The sequence below is a fragment of the Streptomyces sp. NPDC091279 genome, from assembly GCF_044757465.1.
GTDB lineage: Bacteria > Actinomycetota > Actinomycetes > Streptomycetales > Streptomycetaceae > Streptomyces.
The window spans coordinates 517,409-538,713 of record NZ_JBIVVA010000003.1 but is presented as its reverse complement, the minus strand read 5'-3'; the positions used below and the strand labels follow the sequence as shown (position 1 = coordinate 538,713).

16 protein-coding genes are annotated in these 21,305 nt (G+C 70.6%); 7 read left to right on the top strand and 9 right to left on the bottom strand.

Translation table 11 applies throughout. The annotated features are described in order from the left end of the window. The first annotated feature begins 174 nt into the window (after positions 1-174). On the top strand, positions 175-1,248 hold the full coding sequence (locus tag ACIQOU_RS09315; RefSeq protein WP_401535468.1) for a pyridoxal phosphate-dependent aminotransferase: 1,074 nt from the start codon (positions 175-177) through the stop codon (positions 1,246-1,248). Positions 1,249-1,594: 346 nt separating this feature from the next. On the opposite strand, the gene ACIQOU_RS09310 is transcribed toward ACIQOU_RS09315, so the two are convergent. The 5 genes from ACIQOU_RS09310 to ACIQOU_RS09290 form a co-directional block, all read right to left on the bottom strand. Continuing rightward, a complete protein-coding gene (locus tag ACIQOU_RS09310; protein WP_401535467.1) occupies positions 1,595-2,620 on the bottom strand; it encodes an SAM-dependent methyltransferase in 1,026 nt (341 codons plus the stop codon). A gap of 54 nt (positions 2,621-2,674) precedes the next feature. Further along, positions 2,675-3,868 carry a cytochrome P450 gene (locus tag ACIQOU_RS09305; RefSeq protein WP_401535464.1) on the bottom strand — a complete coding sequence of 398 codons (1,194 nt, stop codon included), beginning with the start codon at positions 3,866-3,868 and terminating at the stop codon, positions 2,675-2,677. A gap of 334 nt (positions 3,869-4,202) precedes the next feature. Next, positions 4,203-6,479, bottom strand: a complete 2,277-nt coding sequence (locus ACIQOU_RS09300) for an ABC transporter permease (protein WP_401535462.1) — start codon at positions 6,477-6,479, stop codon at positions 4,203-4,205. Beyond that, positions 6,476-7,150, bottom strand: a complete 675-nt coding sequence (locus ACIQOU_RS09295) for an ABC transporter ATP-binding protein (RefSeq protein ID WP_401535461.1) — start codon at positions 7,148-7,150, stop codon at positions 6,476-6,478. The genes ACIQOU_RS09300 and ACIQOU_RS09295 overlap by 4 nt, the downstream gene beginning before the upstream one ends. 72 nt (positions 7,151-7,222) lie before the next feature. Continuing rightward, positions 7,223-7,633 carry a hypothetical protein gene (locus tag ACIQOU_RS09290; protein ID WP_401535459.1) on the bottom strand — a complete coding sequence of 137 codons (411 nt, stop codon included), beginning with the start codon at positions 7,631-7,633 and terminating at the stop codon, positions 7,223-7,225. Between the two features lie 519 nt (positions 7,634-8,152). On the opposite strand from ACIQOU_RS09290, the gene ACIQOU_RS09285 reads away from it, so the two are divergent. Genes ACIQOU_RS09285 through ACIQOU_RS09275 form a run of 3 tightly spaced genes read left to right on the top strand, consistent with a single transcriptional unit; the run spans position 8,153 to position 10,558 of the window. Then, positions 8,153-8,896 (top strand): hypothetical protein, encoded by a 744-nt coding sequence (locus ACIQOU_RS09285; RefSeq protein ID WP_401535457.1) that lies wholly within the window; start codon positions 8,153-8,155, stop codon positions 8,894-8,896. After that, positions 8,893-9,744, top strand: a complete 852-nt coding sequence (locus ACIQOU_RS09280; RefSeq protein ID WP_401535456.1) for a UbiA family prenyltransferase — start codon at positions 8,893-8,895, stop codon at positions 9,742-9,744. Before ACIQOU_RS09285 ends, ACIQOU_RS09280 begins: the two co-directional genes overlap by 4 nt. Positions 9,745-9,772: 28 nt before the next feature. Continuing rightward, entirely contained in the window at positions 9,773-10,558 is a 786-nt protein-coding gene (locus ACIQOU_RS09275) for an aminotransferase class IV family protein (protein WP_401535455.1), read from the top strand. Between the two features lie 330 nt (positions 10,559-10,888). On the opposite strand, the gene metG is transcribed toward ACIQOU_RS09275, so the two are convergent. Together metG and ACIQOU_RS09265 are read right to left on the bottom strand one after the other, a co-directional pair. Further along, positions 10,889-12,607, bottom strand: a complete 1,719-nt coding sequence (gene metG, locus ACIQOU_RS09270) for a methionine--tRNA ligase (protein ID WP_401535453.1) — start codon at positions 12,605-12,607, stop codon at positions 10,889-10,891. Positions 12,608-12,750: 143 nt separating this feature from the next. Then, entirely contained in the window at positions 12,751-14,910 is a 2,160-nt protein-coding gene (locus ACIQOU_RS09265) for a VWA domain-containing protein (RefSeq protein ID WP_401535451.1), read from the bottom strand. Between the two features lie 233 nt (positions 14,911-15,143). Here ACIQOU_RS09265 and ACIQOU_RS09260 point away from each other — a divergent pair, with 233 nt between their 5' ends. After that, on the top strand, positions 15,144-17,210 hold the full coding sequence (locus ACIQOU_RS09260; RefSeq protein ID WP_401535450.1) for a PhoX family protein: 2,067 nt from the start codon (positions 15,144-15,146) through the stop codon (positions 17,208-17,210). A gap of 157 nt (positions 17,211-17,367) precedes the next feature. Here ACIQOU_RS09260 and ACIQOU_RS09255 read toward each other — a convergent pair whose 3' ends face one another. Next, the gene (locus ACIQOU_RS09255) at positions 17,368-18,315 is read right to left on the bottom strand and encodes a LysR family transcriptional regulator (RefSeq protein ID WP_401535448.1); all 948 of its coding nucleotides are present in this window, start codon (positions 18,313-18,315) and stop codon (positions 17,368-17,370) included. 206 nt (positions 18,316-18,521) lie between these two features. Here ACIQOU_RS09255 and snpA point away from each other — a divergent pair, with 206 nt between their 5' ends. After that, positions 18,522-19,193 carry a snapalysin gene (snpA, locus tag ACIQOU_RS09250; protein WP_401535447.1) on the top strand — a complete coding sequence of 224 codons (672 nt, stop codon included), beginning with the start codon at positions 18,522-18,524 and terminating at the stop codon, positions 19,191-19,193. 155 nt (positions 19,194-19,348) lie between these two features. Here the strand turns inward: snpA and ACIQOU_RS09245 are convergent, their stop codons facing one another. Next, positions 19,349-20,311: a hypothetical protein gene (locus ACIQOU_RS09245; protein WP_401535445.1), complete on the bottom strand. Its 963-nt coding sequence runs from the start codon at positions 20,309-20,311 to the stop codon at positions 19,349-19,351. A 409-nt stretch (positions 20,312-20,720) separates the two neighbouring features. Between ACIQOU_RS09245 and ACIQOU_RS09240 the strand changes: the two genes are divergently transcribed. Further along, on the top strand, positions 20,721-21,182 hold the full coding sequence (locus ACIQOU_RS09240; RefSeq protein WP_401535444.1) for an SH3 domain-containing protein: 462 nt from the start codon (positions 20,721-20,723) through the stop codon (positions 21,180-21,182). Positions 21,183-21,305: the final 123 nt, after the last annotated feature.

Below are 21,305 nucleotides of genomic sequence, written 5' to 3'. Positions count from 1 at the left end.
ACTGATGATTACCCGGACGTCACGGACAGGAACACTGTCAGAATGCACAGGTTTACTAGGAGTGCCTGTAGTCGACGCGCGCAGCCGCTCGCCCGGTGCATTCCCTCTGCTTTGATGACGTACGGAAGCTGTCCGTCCGCACGTCATGCGGTAAGAAGGGGCTGAAGGCGCATTATGTCCGGAGTGACGTTCAGTAATAATCTGCTGGAATCGAAGGCTCTTGTTCTGACGGACCCCGACGGTCTCGACCGGACGGCCTGTCTGCGCCTCGACCGGAACGAGAACACCAGTCCCCTGCCGCCGCCGGTCACCGCCGCGATCAGCGGTTATGTCAACGGCGAGGGCTGCCAGTGGTATCCGTCGGACCGGCCCTACGCCGCCGACGTGGCCGCCTACGCCGGTGTTCCCGAGGCGTCCGTGCTGCTGACCAACGGCTCCGATCAGGGCATCGACATCACCCTGCGTGCCTTTCTCGGCGGCGGCGGTACCCTGCTCACCGCCGTTCCCGAGTTCCTTCCGTTCCGCCGGATATCAGGAATTCTCGGGGCCCGCATCGCAGGTATTCCGTATACCGAGGACTTCACCTTCCCCTACGCCGAGTTCAGGACGGCCGCCGCAGCCGAGCGGCCAGAACTCATCGTCTTCACCAACCCGAACAACCCCACCGGCACCCCGATCGACGAGGAATTCATCGAGGAGGTGCTCGCCCTTTACCGCGAGGTGCCGGTGATCGTCGACGAGGCCTACCACGAGTTCGCCGGCCGCACGGTGGCCCACCTGGTCGGCAGGTATCCCAACCTCATCGTCCTGCGCACCTTCTCCAAGGCGTTCGCCATGGCGGGACTCCGGCTCGGCTATCTGCTGGCGCATCCCGACGTCGTCGAACAACTCGGCAAGCTGCGCAACCCGTTCGACGTCAACCAACTGGCCCTCGTCGCGGCCCGAGCCCACCTCGCGGACCCCGAGGCGATGCGCGAGCACGTCCGGGAGACGATGACGAAGGTCAAGCCCGAGGTGGTCGGGTTCTTCGGCGACCTAGGGGTTCCCGTAGTGGACGGCGCCGCCAACTTCCTCCTCGTCCGCCCCGCCGACCTCGACACCACCGTCCGCCGACTGCGCGACGCCCACGTCCTGGTCCAGCCTCTGCACGCCCCGCTGGTCGCGGGCATGTTCCGGCTGACGCTCGGCAGCGCGGAGGAGATGCGCCGGTTCATGAGCGTGTACGGGGAGATCCACCGGGAGGGGTAGGGGGACGGGGACGGGGTGGAGGGGGGTAGGGGTAGGGGGCTATGGGGGGCGACTTCGCGGACGCCCCTCGGTACCCGTAGCACTCGCTGCGTACCCCGTAGTACCCGTAGCACTCGTTGCGTACCCCGTAGTACTCGTGCCCGAAAGCAACGGCACCCCGGCCTCCTTCCCTCCCACTCAGAGGGGTTGGAAAGCCGGGGTGCCGTCGGGTGAGGGGCCGCCTCCGGAGAGGTCGCCCCCTCTACTCGGAAATGGCCTCGGGGGAAGACCAGTTGGGGATCTGGCGGAGACCTGGTCGGGATCTGTTCGGGACCAGGTCGGGACCTGGTCGGGATCTGGTCGGGACCTAGTTGGGCACGAGGTGGAACATGTAGCTGTTCGCCGGGGTGTCGATCAGGTGCCGGTCCGCGCACCGCCAGCCCGACTCCGCGAAGACGTCGTCCCACTCGTCCAGCGTCGGCAGGTAGACGCCCATCACCGCGTGCGCCATCTCGAACCCGAGGCTGAAGACGGGGAGTTGACCGTCGGGCACCCCGGTGACGCGGGCCGTGTCCGCGAGCAGGAAGTGCTTCACGTCGGGGAAGCACTCCCGGATGCGCTTGAAGGAGGCCACGCACGCCTCCCGGGGCCAGAAGTCATGCGCCATCATGAAGCTCGTCACCAGGTCGACGCCCACGAACTCCGGACTCGCGTCCAGCTCGGTGGCGTTGGACCGCACCAGGGTCACCCGGTCCGACAGCCCCGCCTCCGCCACCTCACGGCCGGCGAGTTCGAGGACGCTCTCCGACAGGTCGACGCCGATGCCGCGCACGCCCGGCCGGTTCCTCGCGATGTCGATCAGCCGCTCCCCGCTGCCGCAGCCGAGGTCCGCGACCGCCGAGAACTCCAGCTTCTCGATCACCGGGGTGAACGTCGGGTCGAAGAAGACCCGGTTGTTCTCCCGGCAGGCGACGCCGATCGCGGCGCCGTCCCGCCGGTAGAACTGGCCCGTGCGGTTGCCGTTGTGCAGCAACTTCGGCAGCTCGCTGAAGAGTTCGCCGTAGCCGCGGGTCAGCCAGTAGAAGAAACCCTTGTCCCGGTCGACGGCGGCGAAGTGCGGTCCGGGCGTCACCGCGTCGCCGTCGCGCACGACCACGCCCACATGGGCCAGCGACGCGAACACCTCCCGCAGCGCCGGGTGGTCGAGGTCGTGGCGCTCGGCGAAGTCCGCGACGTCGAGCCGGCCCGCGTCACGCAACGCGTCCAGGGCGCCGATGCTCCAGGCCGCGCTGATCCCGGCCGCCGCGAGCGCCGAGTTGAAGATGTCCGCGCTCACCCGCTCGGACGAGGCCGGGTCCGCCGGGACGGGGATTCCAGTGCTGTTCAGTGACATGCCAGTGCCTCCGAGGGGGCGTCGAACGAGGAGCGGACGAGGGGGAGTTGGGGCTCAGCCCAGTTCGACCGGCAGGTTGTACAGGCCGCGCAGGGTGGCGTTGCGGCGCTGGACGACGGGGCCCGCCGCGCGCAGGTTCGGCGCGTGCCGGACGAGGGCGCCCAGGACGGCCTTCGCCTCGGCGCGGCCGACCATCGCCCCGAGGCAGGAGTGGGCGCCCCGGCCGAAGCTGAGGTGGTGGTTGGAGGTGCGGTCGAGCCGCAGCGTGTCCGGGTCGGCGAACTGCTCCGGGTCACGGTTGGCGGCGCCGATCAGCGCGACCACGATGTCACCGCGCTTGATCACCGTCCCGCCGATCCGGGTGTCCTGCGTGCAGGCGCGGCTGAGGGCGTGCACGGGTCCGGCGAAGCGGATCAGCTCCTCCACCGCGGGCCCCGTCTCCACCCCGGCCTTCAGGGCGTCGAACGCCTCCGGCTGCCGCAGCAGCGCGTGCACGGCGTTGGACAGGAAACGGCTCGGCACCTCGAAACCGGCGTGGAAGAACGCCCGGATCGAATTGACGACCACTTCGACGGGGACCTTGCCCTCGGCCTGGTGCTCGGCCAGATAAGCGATCACGCCCTGCTCCGGCGGATTGGCGAGCCACGATTCCACCAGCGCGTTGAAACGGGCCCGCGCGCGAATACCGGCCGCCTCGGCATCCGGGTCGAACCCGGAGTCCATGCTGTGGTCGAGATCCTTGTTCAGCGCGTGGAACGTCGCGTCCTCCTCGGGGCCCCGCACCCCGAGCAGCCGCGTCATCGCCGTGAGCGTGAAACGGTCGCTGAAATCCTGTACGAAGTCGAAGGAACCCCGCTCCGCCAGCTTGCCGAATTCCTCGTCCGCCAACTGCTCAAGGTCGGCGCCGAACGCCCCGAGATCCTGTGCGCGCAACGTGTCGAGACCGAGGTGGCGCAGCGGAGTCTGCTCCGGCGGGTCCAGCGTCTGGAGGCTGAGCAGGGTGTCCGGGGTGGGAATGCCGATGCGCCTGAAATCCGCGGCGAACGTCTGCGAATCCTTCAGCACCTCCTGGCAGTCCGTGAACCGGGTGAGCAGCCAGGCCTGCAATTCCTCGTGCCAGTACACGGGAGCTTCCGCGCGCAGCCGGTGATAGGCCGGGTGCGGATCGGCGACCATCTCGTCGGACAGAGGGTTGAAGTAGGGGTCCGCCTGCTGGCCCGGCAGCTCAGGAGCGATGGTTTCCGACAAGGGAGTTTCCTTTCCAGCACATTGCGAATTCACGTGGGGGCGAAATCCGCGGGGTACATCTGGGCGGGCAGAGTAATGCGCTGCTGCTTCGGGCTTCAGCCTAGTCCGGCAGGCTCACAGGCCGGTATTGCAGTGGCCGGAAAAGCCTCACAGCCAGCTTTTCCGAACACCGGCAACCTGGATTTCCCACACCGAGTTCTGAGGATTCTTCGAGGATATCGCCGGGGTGGGGGAGAGGGCGTGCGGGAACGGCGATGAGGGCGCCCCCTGAGCAGGGGGCGCCCTCATCGCCGTTGCGTATGCGTAGGTGCACTCTCACGTGCGTGCGGCCGGGTCAGTCGCGGCGGATCAGCTCCGGGTCGATGCGGCGGCCCACCAGGGGCATGGCGCTGACGGCGGCCGCCGCGACCACGCCGAGCGCGGCCAGCGCCAGCAGCGGGAGGCCGGCCAGGTCCCAGCGGATCGCGCCGCCCCCGGTGATCAGGTAACTGGACTCCGCGAGCTTGCCCGTGACCAGCGCGAGCAGCAGCCCGAGGCCCAACGGCAGCACGACCTGGGCGCATTGGACCGCCCGCATGGTCGTCGCCCGCGCGCCGATCAGCGTCACGGCGGTGACCTGCGCCCGGCGTTCCACGGCCCGGTCGGTGACGGACACGACGAACGCGGCCACGCCGATGATCATCCCCATGATCATGCCGAGGGCGAGCAACGTCTTCACGACCGCGATCTGTTCGAGGCCCTGCACGTTCAGCCCGACGGGCTCGACCTCCGCGATCGGGGCGATGGCGGCGATGCCGTCGAGAGTACGGCGGACCTGATCGGGGTCGGAGCTGCCGGCCAGCAGAAGCAGACCTTGGTCGCGCGGGACGGCGCCGGGGGGCAGGACGGAGGGCGGCACGATCATGTCGGCGTAGCCGACGGCGTTCACCGAGGACCCGCTGTAGACGATCCGGTCGGCGGGCACCGAGATCTTCACGGTCTTGTGCCGTCCGTCGGCGAGACGGATACGGAAGGGGAACGACGTGCCGGTCTTCTGGCCGAAGTCCGCCGCCTCGACGTCGACGAGGCGTTGCACCTTGCCGTCCACACAGCCCTCGGTGCGCTGGTTCATCCGCTTCAACTGGGCGCAGCTGCCCACCAGTACGGTGTCCCGGACGGCGTCGGTGTTGGGGTCGGCCCAGGAGTCCATCAGCACGGCGTGCGCGCGGACCCCGGACACATGAGTGAGGGTCCGCTGCTGCTCGGTGCTGAGTCCCGCCAGCGGCACGGTGTAGTTCCGGATCGTCCCGTCAGGACGGGTGACCTGCTCCAGTTGGATCAGGACGCCCTGCGCGAGTGAGGCGACGTAGACCAGCAGCACGAGGCCGGTCACGACCCGCATCGTGCTGCCCGGCTCCGCCTCGTTGCGGCGCATCGCCAGGTTGAGGGTCAGGGACTGTGTCGAACGCGCTATCCGGCTGGACAGCGCGTACGAGAGCAACGGCAGCGTCAGGACGAGTCCGATGCCGGTCGCCAGGACGCCGACGACGATAAGTACCGCGTTCAGCCCGCGACTTGAGGCGGGATGCGCCGTGAAGGCCGTCGCGCAGTAGCCGCACACGAGTCCCAGGCCGACGACCAGGAGGAGGCCGACCCACTTGGTGGGCGGGCGCGGCACCGCTGTGCGCCGGACGGCGAGGGGGTTGGCGGTCGCCTCCCGGGCGCTCTTGCGGCCGACGAACCAGGCGAGCGCCGGAGCGCCGATCAGACAGACGGCGACGGTGCTCCCCGAGAGGGCGCCGTCGCCCGGGAACCAGCGCAGCGCGGGCAGGCCCACCCGGGACATCACCTGGTTGAGCAGCCAGAACTCACCGAGTCCCAGCACCGCGCCGAGCAGTGCGGCGACGACGGTCTCGGCGGCGTTCACCCGTTGGGTGCCCCGGGTGCTCAGCCCCAGCAGGCGCAGCGACGCGAGGCGGCGCATGCGGCTGGCGGCGGAGAGCCGGGCGCAGACGGACAGGAAGATCCCCAACGGCAGCAGGACCAGCGTCGCCAGCGCGAACCGTACGTCCGTGAGGGTGGAGGAGTCGATGGCGGGGGACGGCGCGTAGCTGTAGCCGAACCCCTTCAACGTCCTTCCCTCGTCGGCGAGTTGGGCGCGGGTGGTGCCGATGTAGACGTACAGCTCGTCGGGTTGGGAGAGCCCGGCTGCGCCGATCACGCCCGCCACGTGGCCGGGCAGCCGTCCCTTGATGCCGGGTGCCTCGCGCAGCAGCTCGCGCACCTTCGGGGAGACGAACACCTCGCCGGGGCGCGGGAGTTCACGCAGTCCGGGCGGTGCCTCCTGGGTGCCTCCCGTGCCCCGGGCGATGAACACCCGGGTGAACGGCTGCGAACCGTAGGCGTCGTCACGCTGCAACGTGAGCGTGCCGTTGGCCGGGCCGTTGGACGAGGTGAGGGGCTGCCGTGCCGCGTCCCGGCCGTCGTGGGCGTCGAGGATCGCCGGGATGGTCAGGACCAGGGCGAGGCAGCACACGCCGATGGAGCCGCCCGCCGCCATCAGGAAGAAACGGATACGGCTGCCGCGCCCCGAACCGAACAACAGCCGTAGCCCCAGCAGGAATTCACTCACGCCGCACCTCGCGGGCCGAGGACTCCGTCGGCCATCGTGTAGTGGGTGTCGGCCTGCGCGGCGATGCCGGGATCGTGCGTCACCAGGATCACCGCCGTGCCCTGCGAACGCGCCAGGCCGAGGAACTCCTTGAGAACGGCGTCGGCGTTGGCGCTGTCGAGCGACCCCGTCGGCTCGTCCGCGAAGACCAGGGCGGGCTGGTGGACGAGGGAGCGCGCGACGGCGACCCGCTGGCTCTGGCCGCCGGAGACCTGCCCGGGCCGACGTTCGCGCAGCTCGCCGAGGCCGAGCCGGTCGAGCACCTTGCCCGCAGCCGCGAGCGCGGGCTTCTTGCGCTGTCCGGCGAGGCGGAGCGGCAGGGCGGTGTTCTCCTCCACGGTCAGTTCCGGGAGCAACTCGCCGTACTGGAAGACGAATCCGAAACGTTCCCGGCGCAACGCGCTGATCTCGTCGTCGGTCAGTTCATCGAGCGCCTGCCCCTCGAACCGCACCTGGCCCCTCGTCGGGGGCAGCACCCCGGCGAGGCAGTACAGCAACGAGGACTTGCCGGAACCGCTCTGCCCGGTGATCGCCACGACTTCCCCGGGAGCGACCGAGAGATGGGCATCACGGACAGCGAGCTGCTTGCCATAGGAAAGGTCAACTCCCGTGGCAGTAAGAATGTCTGACATGCTGTTGGCTTCCCCCAAAGAAGCGTGCGGGCCCAGGGGTGCCCTGGGCCCGCGATCTTGCCGAGTGACCGACTACCTCTTGTAGTGCTTGGTCGGAGAGCAGTTGTCAGGGTTCAACGAGCCCTTGTCCCGACAGACGCGGATGTATGCGTTGTCGGTGTGCAGCGCCGCGCCGTCCCAGTTCAACTTGTGGAGGGCCACGGTCTTCTTCTGCTTGCCGTTGTACCGGCTCCAGCTGTAGCCCTCGACCCGGACCTGCACGTAGACGTTGTTCCCGTCCGTCTTGCCCGAGTCCTGAAGGTTTCCCTTCCACTCGAAGGCGCCGTGCTTGCTCCCCGGGGGCTGAAAAACGTACTTGCCCCCCAGGAACCTGGCGCCCCCCGTTTCGACTGTCGGCATGTTGTGCCACGAGGCCGCCATCGCGGTCCCAGCACTTAGGGCGAAGAGTCCGCCGGCGAGCACGCCGACTGCCAACTTGCGCATTATTTCATCCCGTTACTTGCATGGCCCGGGTCGGTCGTGTCTCTCCCGGAGCCGCAGTGAAGTTAACAGGAGGTAAGGAAAGGTAAGGAAGGATTAATCGAATCCCGTTCCGTTTTGCCCTGTCTTGACCGTGTAGTTTTTACCTTCTGTTGGTGAACTGGTCGGTGAAGGGCGCATTCTGCACGGTATGTGCAATATTCGGATGCGGAGTGATGGTTCTGTGGCGACGTCGGTGTGGCTTGTCGGACGCGGCGATTCGCGGGCCCTCTGTTGTTCGGAGCGTGTCATGGGAGCTGGGGTGGCCCGTTGGTTTGTTGTGGTTCCGAACCTGTGCGCGAGGGGGTTCACGCTAATGGGCAGGTGGGTTGGACTCCGGGAAGTTGAGCACGTAGAACTGCGAAAGCGGGTTCTTCAGGAGGTCGGTTTTGAATCCGCGTGAGGTTTCTTATTTGTGCGTGAATTGACTCCGTGATCAATCGGGCGGAGCCTTGTCCGTTCCCCGAGGGATTTGTCAGAGGTATGGGCGTTCTTATTCACCGACGTGTCGGCAAGTACCGTCTCTCGGCGGTGCGGGGCGCCTCGGTCCTGACGGTCGAGAGCGTCACCGGCGACCGTGCCGACGCGTCGAAGCGGGCCCAAGTCGTGCGGCTGCGCCGCGAGTTCGGGTTCCCGGTGCCGGGTCCCGGCTGGGACGACGAGGACGACGAGGGGCTGGTCCTGCTGGCCTCGGCCGGCGGGCTGCCGGTCGCCACCATGCGCGTCACCCGGCACCGCCCCGGAACGGGCGAACACCCCTATATGACACCGGAGTTGGACGCCCTGCTGCCGCCCGTGCCGGACGGGATCGGACTGATCGGCCGGCTGCTCGTCGTGCCCACCCACCGCATCCTCTATCTGCCCGGCCTGGTGGCCTACGCCGGGGTGACCTGGTCCGCCGCCTGCTGGCCCCTCCACTATCTGGCCTGCGTCACCGCACCGAACTTCCCCGGCGCCCGCAGGCTGATGGACACCGTGCTGGCCCAGGCCGACGTGCCGTTGGCCGGGCACGACCGTCCCGGGCGCTTCATGGTCACCTCGGTCGACGACATGCAGCAGCACCTCCGGCGCTGCCTGGCCCGACGCGGCTGGCGGCTGGCCCCCGGAGGCACCGGTGCCGCCGCTGTCGCCGGTGAGGAGGAGGCGGGCGGTCGGACGCCCTTCGACACGGCCCCTGTTCAGGTCGGCGGCGCCTCGACTCACGTGGAAACAGGAGGTGTTCGGTGAGCGCTCACGCCGATGCCGGTCCCGTCGTTCCGGAGGCCGCCGCAGGGCCCGGGCCCCTGACCTTCCTCGCCTGGGCCAACGTCACCATCGGGGCCACCGCCGCCGCGATGACCTGGGTCACCAGCCTCGCCCTGCACCGCCCCGCCGACCCGCTGACCGGCCTCTTCGTCTTCTGTTTCATCGCCGCCCTGCACACCCGCGACCGGTTGCAGTCCGCCGGTGACGGCACCAGCGAGCGGTCCGCCTGGATGGCCCGGCACGCCCGCCGCCTCACCCGCTGGGCCGGGGTGTGCGTCGCCGTGCTGCTGGCCCTCGTCGTCGCGCGGCCCTGGTGCGGCGCGGCCCTCGCGACGGCCGGTGCCATGTCGTGGTTCTACGCCACGCCCCTGCTGCGATGGCGGGGCCGGCGTCTGGCACCCCGCCAACTGCCGGGCCTCAAGCTCCCGTTCGTCATGACCGTCTGGGTCGTCGTCGGCGTCCTGCTGCCCGCGGCCCAGCAGCACCGGCTGCCCGACCCGCGCACCTGGTACCTGGCCCTGGCCGTCCTGCTGATCGGCGGCGTCACCACTCTCCTGAACGACCTGCGCGACCTCGACGCCGACCGCCGGGACGGCACCCGCACCCTGCCCGTGCTGCTCGGCGAGCGCCGCACCCGCCTCCTCGCCTACACCATGGCCGCCTGCGGAGTCCTCGTCGGCCAGCTCGTACTGCCCGTGCCGATCACCCTCTGGGCCCTCTACAACGTCACGATCCTCGCCCTCTACCGCCCCCGGCCCGGCGTCCACCCCCGTCCGTGGGCCGACGCCCAGGGCCTGCTGTTCCTCGCCGTCACCCTCCTCGCCGGGTGATCCGGGCGGTGCTGCCATCCTGGTCGGCATGGTCACTCTCGACGGGAAGCCCGTCTCCGTGGACGATCTGCTGCCGCTGGCCCTGACGAACGTCGGCCACTTCACCTCCATGCGCGTGGACGAGGACGGCGGCATCCGTGGTCTCGCCCTGCACCTCGAACGGCTGGTGCGGGACAGCGAGTTGGTCTGGGGCGTCGGCCTCGACGCCGGACGCGTACGGGAGTACGTGCGGCGGGAGTTGGCGGAGCGCGGCGGCGGGGCGTGCGTCGTGCGGGTCACTGTCTACGACCCGGCCGTCGACCTCGGGCACCCCGGTGACGCCGGTGATCTGCACATCCTGGTGTCCGTGCGGGCGGCCGGTCCGCTGACCCTGGCGCCGCTGCGGGTCAAGAGCGTGCCGTATGTGCGGGATCTCCCCGAGGTGAAGCACGTCGGTCTCTTCGGCACCCTGCACGCCCGGGCCGAGGCACAGCGCGCGGGGTTCGGTGACGCCCTGTTCGTCGGTCCCGACGGGCTCGTCAGCGAGGGCGGCACCTGGAACGTCGGGTTCGTCGACCACGACGGCACCGTCATCTGGCCGCAGGCCCCCGTGCTGCCGGGCGTCACCGTGGCCCTGCTCCAGCGGCACACCGCGTACCGCACGGCCCCCGTCACGCTGGCGCGGGCCAAGGGGATGGCGGCGGCCTTCGCCACCAACACCGGCATCGGCGTCCGCCCGTTGTCCGCCATCGACGACACCGGGTTCGCCGTCGACCATCCGGTGCTGGAGCGGTTGCGGGAGGCGTATGCGGGGGTGCCGGGGGAGCGGGTGTAGGGAGGGGCGGGGCCCTTGGGGGCCGTCCCTTACGGGGTGGGGCCGTCCCGTGGGGTGGGGGCCTTCCCTTACGGGTGGGGATGACGCTTAAGGGTGGGGGCCTTCCCTTACGGGTGAGGGTGACCCTTAAGGGTCGGTATGGCCCTCACGGGCAGGGGCGACCCGTAAGGGGAGGGATACCCCCTACGGGTCGAGCCCCCTACGGGTCGAGCCCCCTACGGGTCGAGCCCCCTACGGGCCGGGTTCCCTCTGGGCCAGGTCCCCTACGGGCCGGGCGCCCCACGCCCCAGGTCCCCTACGGGCCGGGCGCCCCACGCCCCGTGCCCGGGGTTACTCCGAGGCGCCGCCGAAGCGCTGCTTGTACGTTTCCAGGTCCTCGTCCGTCAGCTTGGCGAAGAGGACCGGCGGGACCGTGAAGGGGACGCCCGGGGCGAGAGTGGTGAGGGACTTCGCCTCGGCCGGGGTGACCCACGTCGCCTTGTCGTCGGCCAGCGCGAACGCCGCCCGCATGACCTGCGCCTTCGCCGGGATCAGCGGCTCGGAGACCACCGCGTACAGGTGGATCAGGTTCATCGCCGTGCGCAACGTGAGCGCCGCGCCCTCCTGGTCCGTCTTGATCTGGAGCCAGGGAGCCTTCTCCTCCAGGTAGGAGTTGCCCGCCGACCACAGCGCCCGCAGCGCCGCCGCCGCCTTGCGGAACTGCAACGCCTCCAGCTGCTCCTCGTACTCCGCGAGCAGCCGCGCGATCTCCTCGCCGAGCCGCGTCTCCGGCTCCCCCGGCTCGCCGCCCGCCGGTACCTCGTCACCGAAGCGCTTCTTCGAGAACGACAGGACGCGGTTGACGAAGTTGCCGAGGGTGTCCGCGAGGTCCTTGTTCACCGTCGCGGTGAAGTGCTCCCAGGTGAAGGAGGAGTCGTCGGACTCGGGGGCGTTGGCGATCAGGAAGTAGCGCCAGTAGTCCGCGGGCAGCACCTCAAGGGCCTGGTCCGTGAAGACGCCCCGCTTCTGCGACGTCGAGAACTTGCCGCCGTAGTACGTCAGCCAGTTGAACGCCTTGACGTAGTCGACCATCTTCCACGGCTCGCGCACGCCCAGCTCGGTCGCCGGGAACATCACCGTGTGGAACGGGACGTTGTCCTTCGCCATGAACTCCGTGTACCGCACGTCCTGGGCGGCCGGCCCGTACCACCACGACTTCCAGTCACGGTTCTCCGGGTCCTCGTCCGACCACTCCTTCGTCGCGCCGATGTACTCGATCGGGGCGTCGAACCACACGTAGAAGACCTTGCCCTCGGCCGCCAGCTCCGGCCAGGTGTCCGCCGGGACCGGAATGCCCCAGTCCAGGTCACGGGTGATGGCCCGGTCGTGCAGGCCCTCGGTCAGCCACTTGCGGGCGATCGACGACGCCAGCTGCGGCCAGTCGGCCTCGTGCCGGGCGACCCACGCCTCGACCTCGTTCTGAAGCTTCGACTGGAGGAGGAAGAGGTGCTTGGTCTCCCGCACCTCCAGCTCCGTCGAGCCCGAGATCGCCGACCGCGGGTTGATCAGGTCGGTCGGGTCGAGGACCCGCGTGCAGTTCTCGCACTGGTCGCCGCGCGCCTTGTCGTAGCCGCAGTGCGGACACGTGCCCTCGACATAGCGGTCCGGCAGGAAACGCCCGTCGGCCGGCGAGTACACCTGCCGGATCGCCCGCTCCTCGATGAAGCCGTTGTCGTTCAGGCGGCGGGCGAAGTGCTGGGTGATCTCCGCGTTCTGCGGGCTGGAGCTGCGGCCGAAGTAGTCGAACGCCAGCGCGTAACCGTCGTACACCGCCTTCTGCGCGTCGTGCGCCTCGGCGCAGAACTCCGCCACCGGCACGCCCCGCTCCTTCGCGGCCAGCTCGGCGGGGGTGCCGTGCTCGTCGGTCGCGCAGATGTAGAGGACGTCGTGGCCGCGCTGGCGGAGGTAGCGGGAGTACACGTCCGCCGGGAGCATGGACCCCACCATGTTGCCCAGGTGCTTGATTCCGTTGATGTACGGAAGGGCGCTGGTGATGAGGTGTCGAGCCATCGTGGGATGCTCCCGGGTCGGTCGTTGGATGAACTGAAATCGTATCCGACACGGCTCGGCCGCCCGCCTCCCGTTGTACGGGGTGGGAAGCGGGCGGCCGGGGGTGGTGCGGGGCTGTTCCTCGTGACCGGTGCCGGGTTTTTCTACGGGCGCCAGTTCGCGAGGAGGCCCTCGTAGAGTTCCGCGTCGGTCAGCTCGCGCGGGGTCGGGCCCGCGTGGAAGAACGACGTGTTCGGCGTCTTCAGCCGCCGCAGGTAGTCGAACGCCTTGTTGTCGTGCTCGCCGAACGCGACGAACGAGAAGAACAACGTGGGGTGGTTCGCCGCCGCGTCCGTCAGCGACTGGGTCGCCGGGGTCTTCGCGTCCGGGGCGCCGTCCGTCTGGAACACCACCAGTGCGGGGGTCTCTGGGGTCGGGCGGTGCTTCTCGTGGTGGGCGACGATCGCCTCGACGGCCGCGTGATAGCTGGTGCGGCCCATGCGGCCCAACGACGCGTGCAGGTCGTCGACCTTGTTCTCGTGGTCCGTGAGACCGAGGTCGGCGGTGCCGTCCAGCTCCGTGGAGAAGAAGACGACGTGCACGGGGGTGTCGTTGCCGGGGTTCAGGTGGGCCGCGAGCGCGAGGGTCTGCTCGGCCAGCGCCTGCGCCGAGCCGTCCTTGTAGTACGCCCGCATCGACGCGGACCGGTCGAGAACCAGGTACACGTCCGCCCGCGTCCCGGCGAGACCCTGCGCGGCAAGGGTGGCGGCGGCGCTGGCGTGAGCGGTGGCGAGGGTGGGGGGTACGAGGGAATCACCCTGCGGGACTACGGGGGGTACGGGGGCTTCGTCCGCCTCCGGCGTGACCTCGGTGATCGGCTCCGGCTCAGGTACGACCTCGGCGGTCGGCTCGGTGGCGGGCGCCTCCGCCACAGCGGGCTCAGCCTCCGGCTCCTCAACGACGCCTTCGACCTCGGCCTCGGGCTCAGCGGCCGTCGGCTCAACGACGACGGCAGCGGGCGTCGGCTCAACGGCGTCGATCTCCGACTCCGGCTCAGCCGTCACGTCGGCAACCGGCACCTCGGGCTCGGTCACCGTCGGCTCCGAGACGACCTCGGCGACGGGCGCGACCTCTGCCTCGACGGCCTGCGGCTCAGCCGCCGACTCCTCGACAACCGGCTCGGCCTCCGCCTTGGCCTCGGGCGCCGCCTCGACCGTCGGCTCAACGACGACGACGTCGGCCTGTGCCTTCTCCGGCGAGGCGTCCGCCTCAACGACAGCCTCGGTGACCGGCGTGGGCGTGGCCGCCTCGGCCTCGGGCGCCGTTGCCGCCGTTTCCGGCGTGGACTCCTCGACCTCGGCCGAAGCCTCGACCTCAGCCGCCACCGGGGCTTCGACCTCGACCGGGGCTTCCACCTGGGCCTCGACCTCGACCGGCGCCTCAGCGTCAGCCTTCGCCGGAGTCTCGACCTCGACCGGCACCTCAGCCTCAGCCGTCACCGAAGGCTCGCCCTCAGCCTTGACCGGCTCCGGAGCCTCGACCGCGACGGGCGCCTCGGCCTCAGCCGTCACCGGAGTCTCAGCCTTGACCGGCACTTCGGCCTCAGCCGTCACCGGGGTCTCGACCTTGACCGGGGCTTCGGCCTCCGCCTCGATCGGCGCCTCGACCTCAGCCTTCGCCGGAGTTTCAGCCTCGACCGGCGCCTCGGGCTCAGCCGGAGCCTTGGCCTCCGCCTCGATCGGCGCCTCGACCTCAGCCGTCACCGGAGTTTCAGCCTCGACCGGCGCCTCGGGCTCAGCCGGAGCCGTGGCCTCCGCCTCGACCGGCACCTCAGCCTCGACCGGAGCCTTGGCCTCCGCCTCAGCCGGCGCCTCTGCCTCGGTCGGCGTCTCCGCCTCCGCCTCGGGCTTGGCCGGGGTGGTGGCCTCTGGCCTTGCCGGGGTGGTGGCCTCTGCCGTTGCTGGGGTGTCCGCCTCTGTCCTTGCCTGGGCTTCTGCTTCTGCTCTTGCTGTGGACCTTTCCTCGCTGTCGGCCCGTGAGCGTTCTCTCTTGGTTCCCTCTTCTGTGCCCTCGGAGGTGGTGGTGGGGCGGGGGACGGTGACGTTGGTGAAGGCCGCCGTGACGAGGTCGTGTTCGTCTCGGGGTTCGGGGACCGTGGCCCGGGGGGCCGGGGTGGGTTCGGGGGAGGGGGACGGGACTGTCGGTGTCGCCGGAGACTCCGTGACCGGTGTCTGCGAAGAGGTACGGTCCGCACCCTCCGCTTCGGCGTCACGCCCCTTGCGTGACCTGCCGAACGCGTTCCGCAGGAGAGTGAGAATGCCCATGTGCGCAACCCTTCGCGTGAGTTGAAACCCGTCAATCGCTGGCCTAGACGGACACGTAAGGTTAGCGGCCCCGCGTGGGGATCTTGGGGAGGGTCGGAACGCGCGAGAGGCCGTTCTGTCAAGACCCCCACAGATTCTCCGGGTTCACCCCTAGTTCATCTATGCGCCGCGCTCCCGCACAGGGGCCCCCTTACCGTCACGCCCATACCAAGGGACTGCAAGGGGAGAGTAAAGTGCGCAAGCTGCTGCCGCTGATCGGAACGCCGTCAGGTCCGCACCCGGGTGGGCGTTCCGCGCTGACCTGCCGTTACCGGTGTGGTGATGCCTGTTTCCACGAGGTGCCCAACACCAGCTCCAACGCCTACGTCGGTGATGTCATCGCCGGCGCCCTCAGCCGTCGTTCCATGATGCGGGCCGCCGCCGTCGTCACGGTGGCCGGTGCCGCCGGGTCCGCCATCGTCGCGGAGGCGCCGAAGGCCACCGCCGCGGAGCGCGGCAAACCCGGGCACGGGAAACCGAAGGGAGCCCGCGGGCTGCGCTTCGCGCCCGTCGCCCCGAACACCGCCGACGCCGTCACCATCCCCGACGGCTACCGCCAGAACGTCGTCGTCCGCTGGGGCGACCCCATCCTGCGCGGCGCTCCCGCCTTCGACCCCGAGCACCAGACCGGCGCCTCGCAGGCCGGGCAGTTCGGGTACAACAACGACTTCCTCGCGCTGCTGCCGCTGCCCGGCGAGCGGCGCCGCCAGGTGCTCGTCGCCAACCACGAGTACACCGACGAGGTGTTGATGTTCCGTGGCTACGACCCCGAGAACCCGACCCGGCAGCAGGTCGAGGTGGGCTGGGCCGCGCACGGGCTCGGCGTGGTCGTCGTCGAGGAGGACCGCAGGACCGGCGCGCTGACCGCAGTTCCCCGGCATCACCTCAACCGGCGTGCCACCGCGACCAGTGAGTTCCGGCTGACCGGGCCCGCCGCCGGGTCCCCGCTGCTGAAGACCTCCGCCGACCCGACCGGGCGCAGGGTGCTCGGCACCCTCAACAACTGCTCCGGCGGCACCACCCCGTGGGGCACCACCCTGCACGGCGAGGAGAACTTCAACCAGTACTTCGCCCACGGGACCCGTAGTACCGACAAGCGGTACGGGCTCGGCACCGGTGCCACCGAGCGCAAGTGGGAGCGGTTCGACCGGCGCTTCGACGTCGCCCAGGAGCCCAACGAGTCGCACCGCTTCGGGTACGTCGTCGAACTCGACCCGTACGACCCCGAGTCCACGCCCCGTAAGCACACCGCGCTCGGCCGCTTCAAGCACGAGGGCGCGACCGTGCGGCTCACCGACGACGGCCGGCCCGTCGTCTACACCGGTGACGACGAGCGGTTCGACTACTTCTACAAGTTCGTCGGCAGCAAGCGGATGAAGAAGGGTTCGTCCCGGGCCGTGCGCGAGCACAACCTCTCGCTGCTCGACGAGGGCACCCTCTACGTCGCCAGGCTCACCGGCGACTCGCCCGCCATCGAGATCGACGGCACCGGAAAGCTGCCCGCCGACGGGGAGTTCGACGGCGGCGGCGAGTGGCTGCCGCTGGCCACCGCCACCGCGAAGGGCGCCGTCTCGCACGTCGACGGCATGTCCGCCGACGAGGTCTTCGTCTTCACCCGGCTCGCCGGTGACAAGGTCGGCGCCACCAAGATGGACCGGCCCGAGGACATCGAGCCCTCCCCCGTCACCGGCAAGGTGTACGTCGCCCTCACCAACAACACCAACCGCGGGGTCGGCGCCAACCCGGGCCCCGACGAGGCCAACCCGCGCAACGCCAACAAGCACGGGCACATCCTGGAGCTGACCGAGCGCTGGAACCGCGCCGACAGCACCCGGTTCGGCTGGTCCCTCTTCCTCGTCGCCGGTGACCCCGAGGACCCGGCCACCTACTTCGCCGGGTTCCCGAAGGCCGACGTCAGCCCCATCTCCTGCCCGGACAACGTCGCCTTCGACCCGCACGGCAACCTGTGGATCTCCACCGACGGCAACCAACTCGGCTCCCACGACGGCCTGTTCGGCGTCGCCACCCGGGGCGAGCGGCGCGGTGAGCTGAAGCAGTTCCTGACGGTTCCGAACGGCGCCGAGACCTGCGGCCCGCTCGTCCAGGACCGGCGTGTCCTCGTCTCCGTCCAGCACCCGGGCGAGGTCTCCGGCGCGAGCGTCGAGAAGCCGGCCAGCGTCTGGCCCGACGGCCCCGGCAAGATCGTCCGCCCGGCCGTCGTCGCCGTCTGGCACAAGGACGGCGAGGACATCGGGGTCTGAGTCATCCCCTACGGGGGTGCTCCATCCCCTACGGGGGCTGACTCGTCCCCTAGGGGAGGGGGCTGAGGGGCCTACGGGTATTACGGGTAGGCCCTAGGGAGAGCCACGGGTACTGCGGGTCCTGCGGGGCCTACGGGGCCTGCGGGTCCTGCGGGTCCTACGGGAAGGCTGGGGTCGGGGGTGTGGTGGGGGTGGCCTCCGACTCCAGCCAGGCTCTGTAGGCCGGGGCCTGTCTCGCCACCTCCCAGTACGCCTCCTCCAGCGCGGGCAGCGCCCCGTCCAGGTCCGTTTCGGTGCGGGCCGCCAGCAGCAGCCGTACGCCCAGGGGGTCGCCGGCGATGCGGCGGACGGCCATCTCGGGGTGCGGCAGGCAGGACGGCTGGCAGACGGTGACGACGTCGCCGGTCGCCACCAGCGCGGCCGCCGTGTGGTAATCGCCGTGCAGGACAAGCGGGTTGATGCCGGCCGCGCGGAACATGTGCTGCACCGCGTCCCACTCGCCGTCCACCGTCGGGTCGATCATCCAGCGGTCCTGGGCCAGGTCACGCAGGTCGACCACCGGGTCCCGGGTCGCCGGGTGGTCGGCCGGCAGGGACACGAACTGCGGCTCCCGGCCGACCAGCACCCGCAGCCGCAGCCCCTCCGGCACCCGCAGCGGCAGGCCCTCCACCTCGTGCACGAACGCCACGTCGAGCTGGCCGTCGGCGACCATGTGGAGCAGGGCGTTCGACGAGACGTTCATGTGCAGGGTGGGGTCCTGGCCGCACGCGCGCAGTCGGCGCAGCCAGCCCGCGAGCGCGCGGCTCGCGGTGGAGCCGACCCGTGGCGCGGGCCCGCCGGTCGCCGCCGCCCGCGCCTCGCTGACCAGGGAGCGCAGGTCGGCCACGAGCGGGCGGGCGCGGCTGAGCACCAGGCGGCCCAGCGGGGTGGGTCGGCAGCCGGTGCGGGCGCGGGCGAACAGCGAGCCGCCCAGTTCCTGTTCGATGCGGCGCAACTGGGTGCTCAACGACGGCTGGGCGACGCCGAGTTCGCGGGCGGCCCGGTGCAGACTGCCGGTGTCGGCGATGGCGCACAGCGCGCGGAGATGCCTCACCTCAAGCTCCATGCGATCGGAGCGTAAAGCGGATTCACAGCTTTCACCAGATGAGCAAATCACCCTGAGTGTGGCTCAATCGGGGCGGGTGAGTGACCTGTTTCGGCCGGGTGGCGTCGCCGATAGGGCCGTGCTATCGCCCGTTGCCATCATCACAGCCGCGCCGGGGGCGCCGAAACTCCTCGATGACGACTCACCCCCCACCCTAGGAGTCATCGATGGGCAACTCCCTTTCGCGCGCTGCCATCGCGGTCGGCCTCAGCCTCGGCCTCGCCACGCTCGGTGCCGCCGTCCCGGCCTCCGCCGCCACGCCGACCGCCCCGGCCGGGCTCACCGCCTACAACGGTTCGGCCGCCGAGGCCAAGGCCAACAAGGCTTTCTTCGAAGCCGTGTTGGCGTCGGTCGCCGAGAAGCGCGCCGCGAACCCGACGTCCACCGCCGCCGTCACCGTCGTCTACAACGCGTCCGCCGCACCGACGTTCAGCGCGCAGATAGCCCGCAGCACGGCGATCTGGAACGGCGCGGTCACCAACGTGAAGCTCGCCTCGGGCTCCGCCGCGAACGCCGACTTCAGCTACCGCGAGGGCAACGACTCGCGCGGCTCGTACGCGTCCACCAACGGGCACGGCAGCGGCTATGTCTTCCTCGACTACGCGCAGAACCAGCAGTACGACTCCGTGCGCGTCACCGCCCACGAGACCGGGCACGTGCTCGGCCTGCCGGACCACTACACGGGCCCGTGCAGCGAGTTGATGTCCGGCGGCGGCCCCGGCACCTCCTGCACCAACTCCAGCCCGAACGCCGCCGAGCGCGCCCGCGTCAACCAGCTGTGGATCAACGGCCTCGCCGCCGCCCTCGACAAGCAACTCGACAAGAGCCTCACCAAGTAAGCAGAGCTCTAGCCGAGTTGGACAAGGGTCTGCCCAACGAGCCTGCCAGGCAAGGCCCTTGACATCGACTGCCCTCGCACACCCCCCACGGGGTGCGGCCCGCCCCCTTGGTCAGGAGGCGGGCCGCACCCATGTGCGCGTTCGGCGGCCGTCGTTCAGCCGGGCATCGGAGGGTCGCCCGGCCCCGCGACCGTCATGTTCGGCGGCGCGGCCGGGGCGGGCGCGGCGAGTGTCTTGAGGGGGCCGGGGGCGGCGCGGCGGCGGGTCAGCCAGGTCGCCAACGCCACGACCAGGCCGAGGGCGACCAGCAGCCAGGCGGCGTACCGCAGGGTCTCGGTGAGCGCGTCGTAGACGGCGCCCGCGGCCGGTCTGCGGGCCTCCTCGGGCAGGTCGGCCAGGGTCAGCCGGCGCCCGATCGCCACCGCGAGACCGAGGAACGCGCCCCCCAGCGCCGTTCCCAGCGCGGTCGCCGTGATCGCGCGGCGACGGCAGGCGGCGACGGCGATCCCGGCGACCGCGAAGGCGACGGCCGCCGACGGCAGCCAGAACCCGGCGAACTCCAACACCCTGAATCCCCTTCGGAACCGGTCCACCTCCTGCGCCGGGAGGACCGAGACGGTGGTGTGCTCGACCGGGATGCGGTTCGCCAACGGCATGTGGTCGTCGGTGAGTTGGCGTTTCATCTGCGCGGTGACCGGCGCCAGGTCCACCGTCACGTCCTGCGGGCGGCCGCCGCGTTCCTCGCGCAGGGCGCGCAGCACGGCGTCATGGACGGCACGGTTGCCGGCGTCCCAGGCGGCCCGGAACGCGGCGGTGCGGGTGAAGGAGACGACCGCGTCGTGGACGAACGGCCGTACCGCGCCCGGCATCGGACGGACGTCGGGCCGCCCGTCGACCTGCGCCATGATCCCGTCGCCGACGGTGTCCGCGACCACGTCCCGCACCGCCGGGTCGGCCGCAAGCGGCGACATCGCCGTGACGTAACGGGCGGTGTCGGCGAGCCCGTACGCCGCCCACGCCGCGAGCGCGCCGCAGGGCGCCAGCAGGCAGGCGAGGGCGATCAGCGCCGCCGACAGGGCGCCGCGCACACGGAGCGAACGGGAGGGACGAGGGGCCACTCCCCCAGGCAAGGCCCGCCCGGCGCCGTGCGCGAGCGGGATGACTGCATCTGGGGGCACGACACCCACCGAACGAGCACGGGAGCGCGGGGAGCGCGGGGAGCAGGGGGCACGGGGAGCAGGGGGAGCGCGGAGCGAACGTCGGCGGGCCCCTGGGGAGTCGCCCTAGGGAGTCGAGTCGCCTGGGGAGTTACCCAGGGAGTCACCTAGGGGGCGCTGGAGGGGGCGCGTATGGGGGACGCGGATCGGGGCCGAATGGGGGGTGAATGGGGGGTCAATCAGGGTTTCAGTGGGCGTGCGATCCGTCGGGAAAGTGGCCCTGAGCTGCGGTTAGTTCCCCTGACGGGTGCTCGGGTGGAGGGCTGACCCGAACGGGTGTTTCCTGGTGACGGGGAGAAGGAGGCCGATCATGCGCACCACTCCAGCCCTGCGGATTCTGACCGCGGCCCTGCTCACCGGTGGTACCTTCGCCGGCGCTGCGGCGGGCACGACAGCAGCAGCGGCGACCCCGCCGACCTATGCCGACGGACACGGAGGCGACGGGCGCGGCGGCGGTCCGATCTGGGGAACCATCGTCTCCCGTACCGAACTGAGCGTCCGGGCGGCCCCCAGCGTCCATTCCCGCGTCGTCGACCGGCTCTCGCCCGGCAGCCAGGACCGGGTCCAGTGCCGGGCCCAGGGGCAGAGCTTCAACGGCGACGCCTCCTGGTACTGGTTCGTCGGCGCCCAGGGCTGGGTGCCCGCGGCGTACGTCGACACCGGCGGCCGTTGGGTGCCGAGCTGCGCGGACCCCTGCCCGCAGTGGCGCAACGGCAGCGGGGACCACCGCGCCGACCGCAACGACTCGAACTGGTCCGGTTCCTGGAGTTGAGGACAGGAAAGGGTCGGGGGCCCGCGGGGGGGGGGGGGGGGCCGCCCCCCGGGGCGCGGGGGGGGGGGGGGGGGGGGGGGGGCGGGGCGGCCCGCCCCCCCCCCCCCCCCCCCCCCCCCCCCC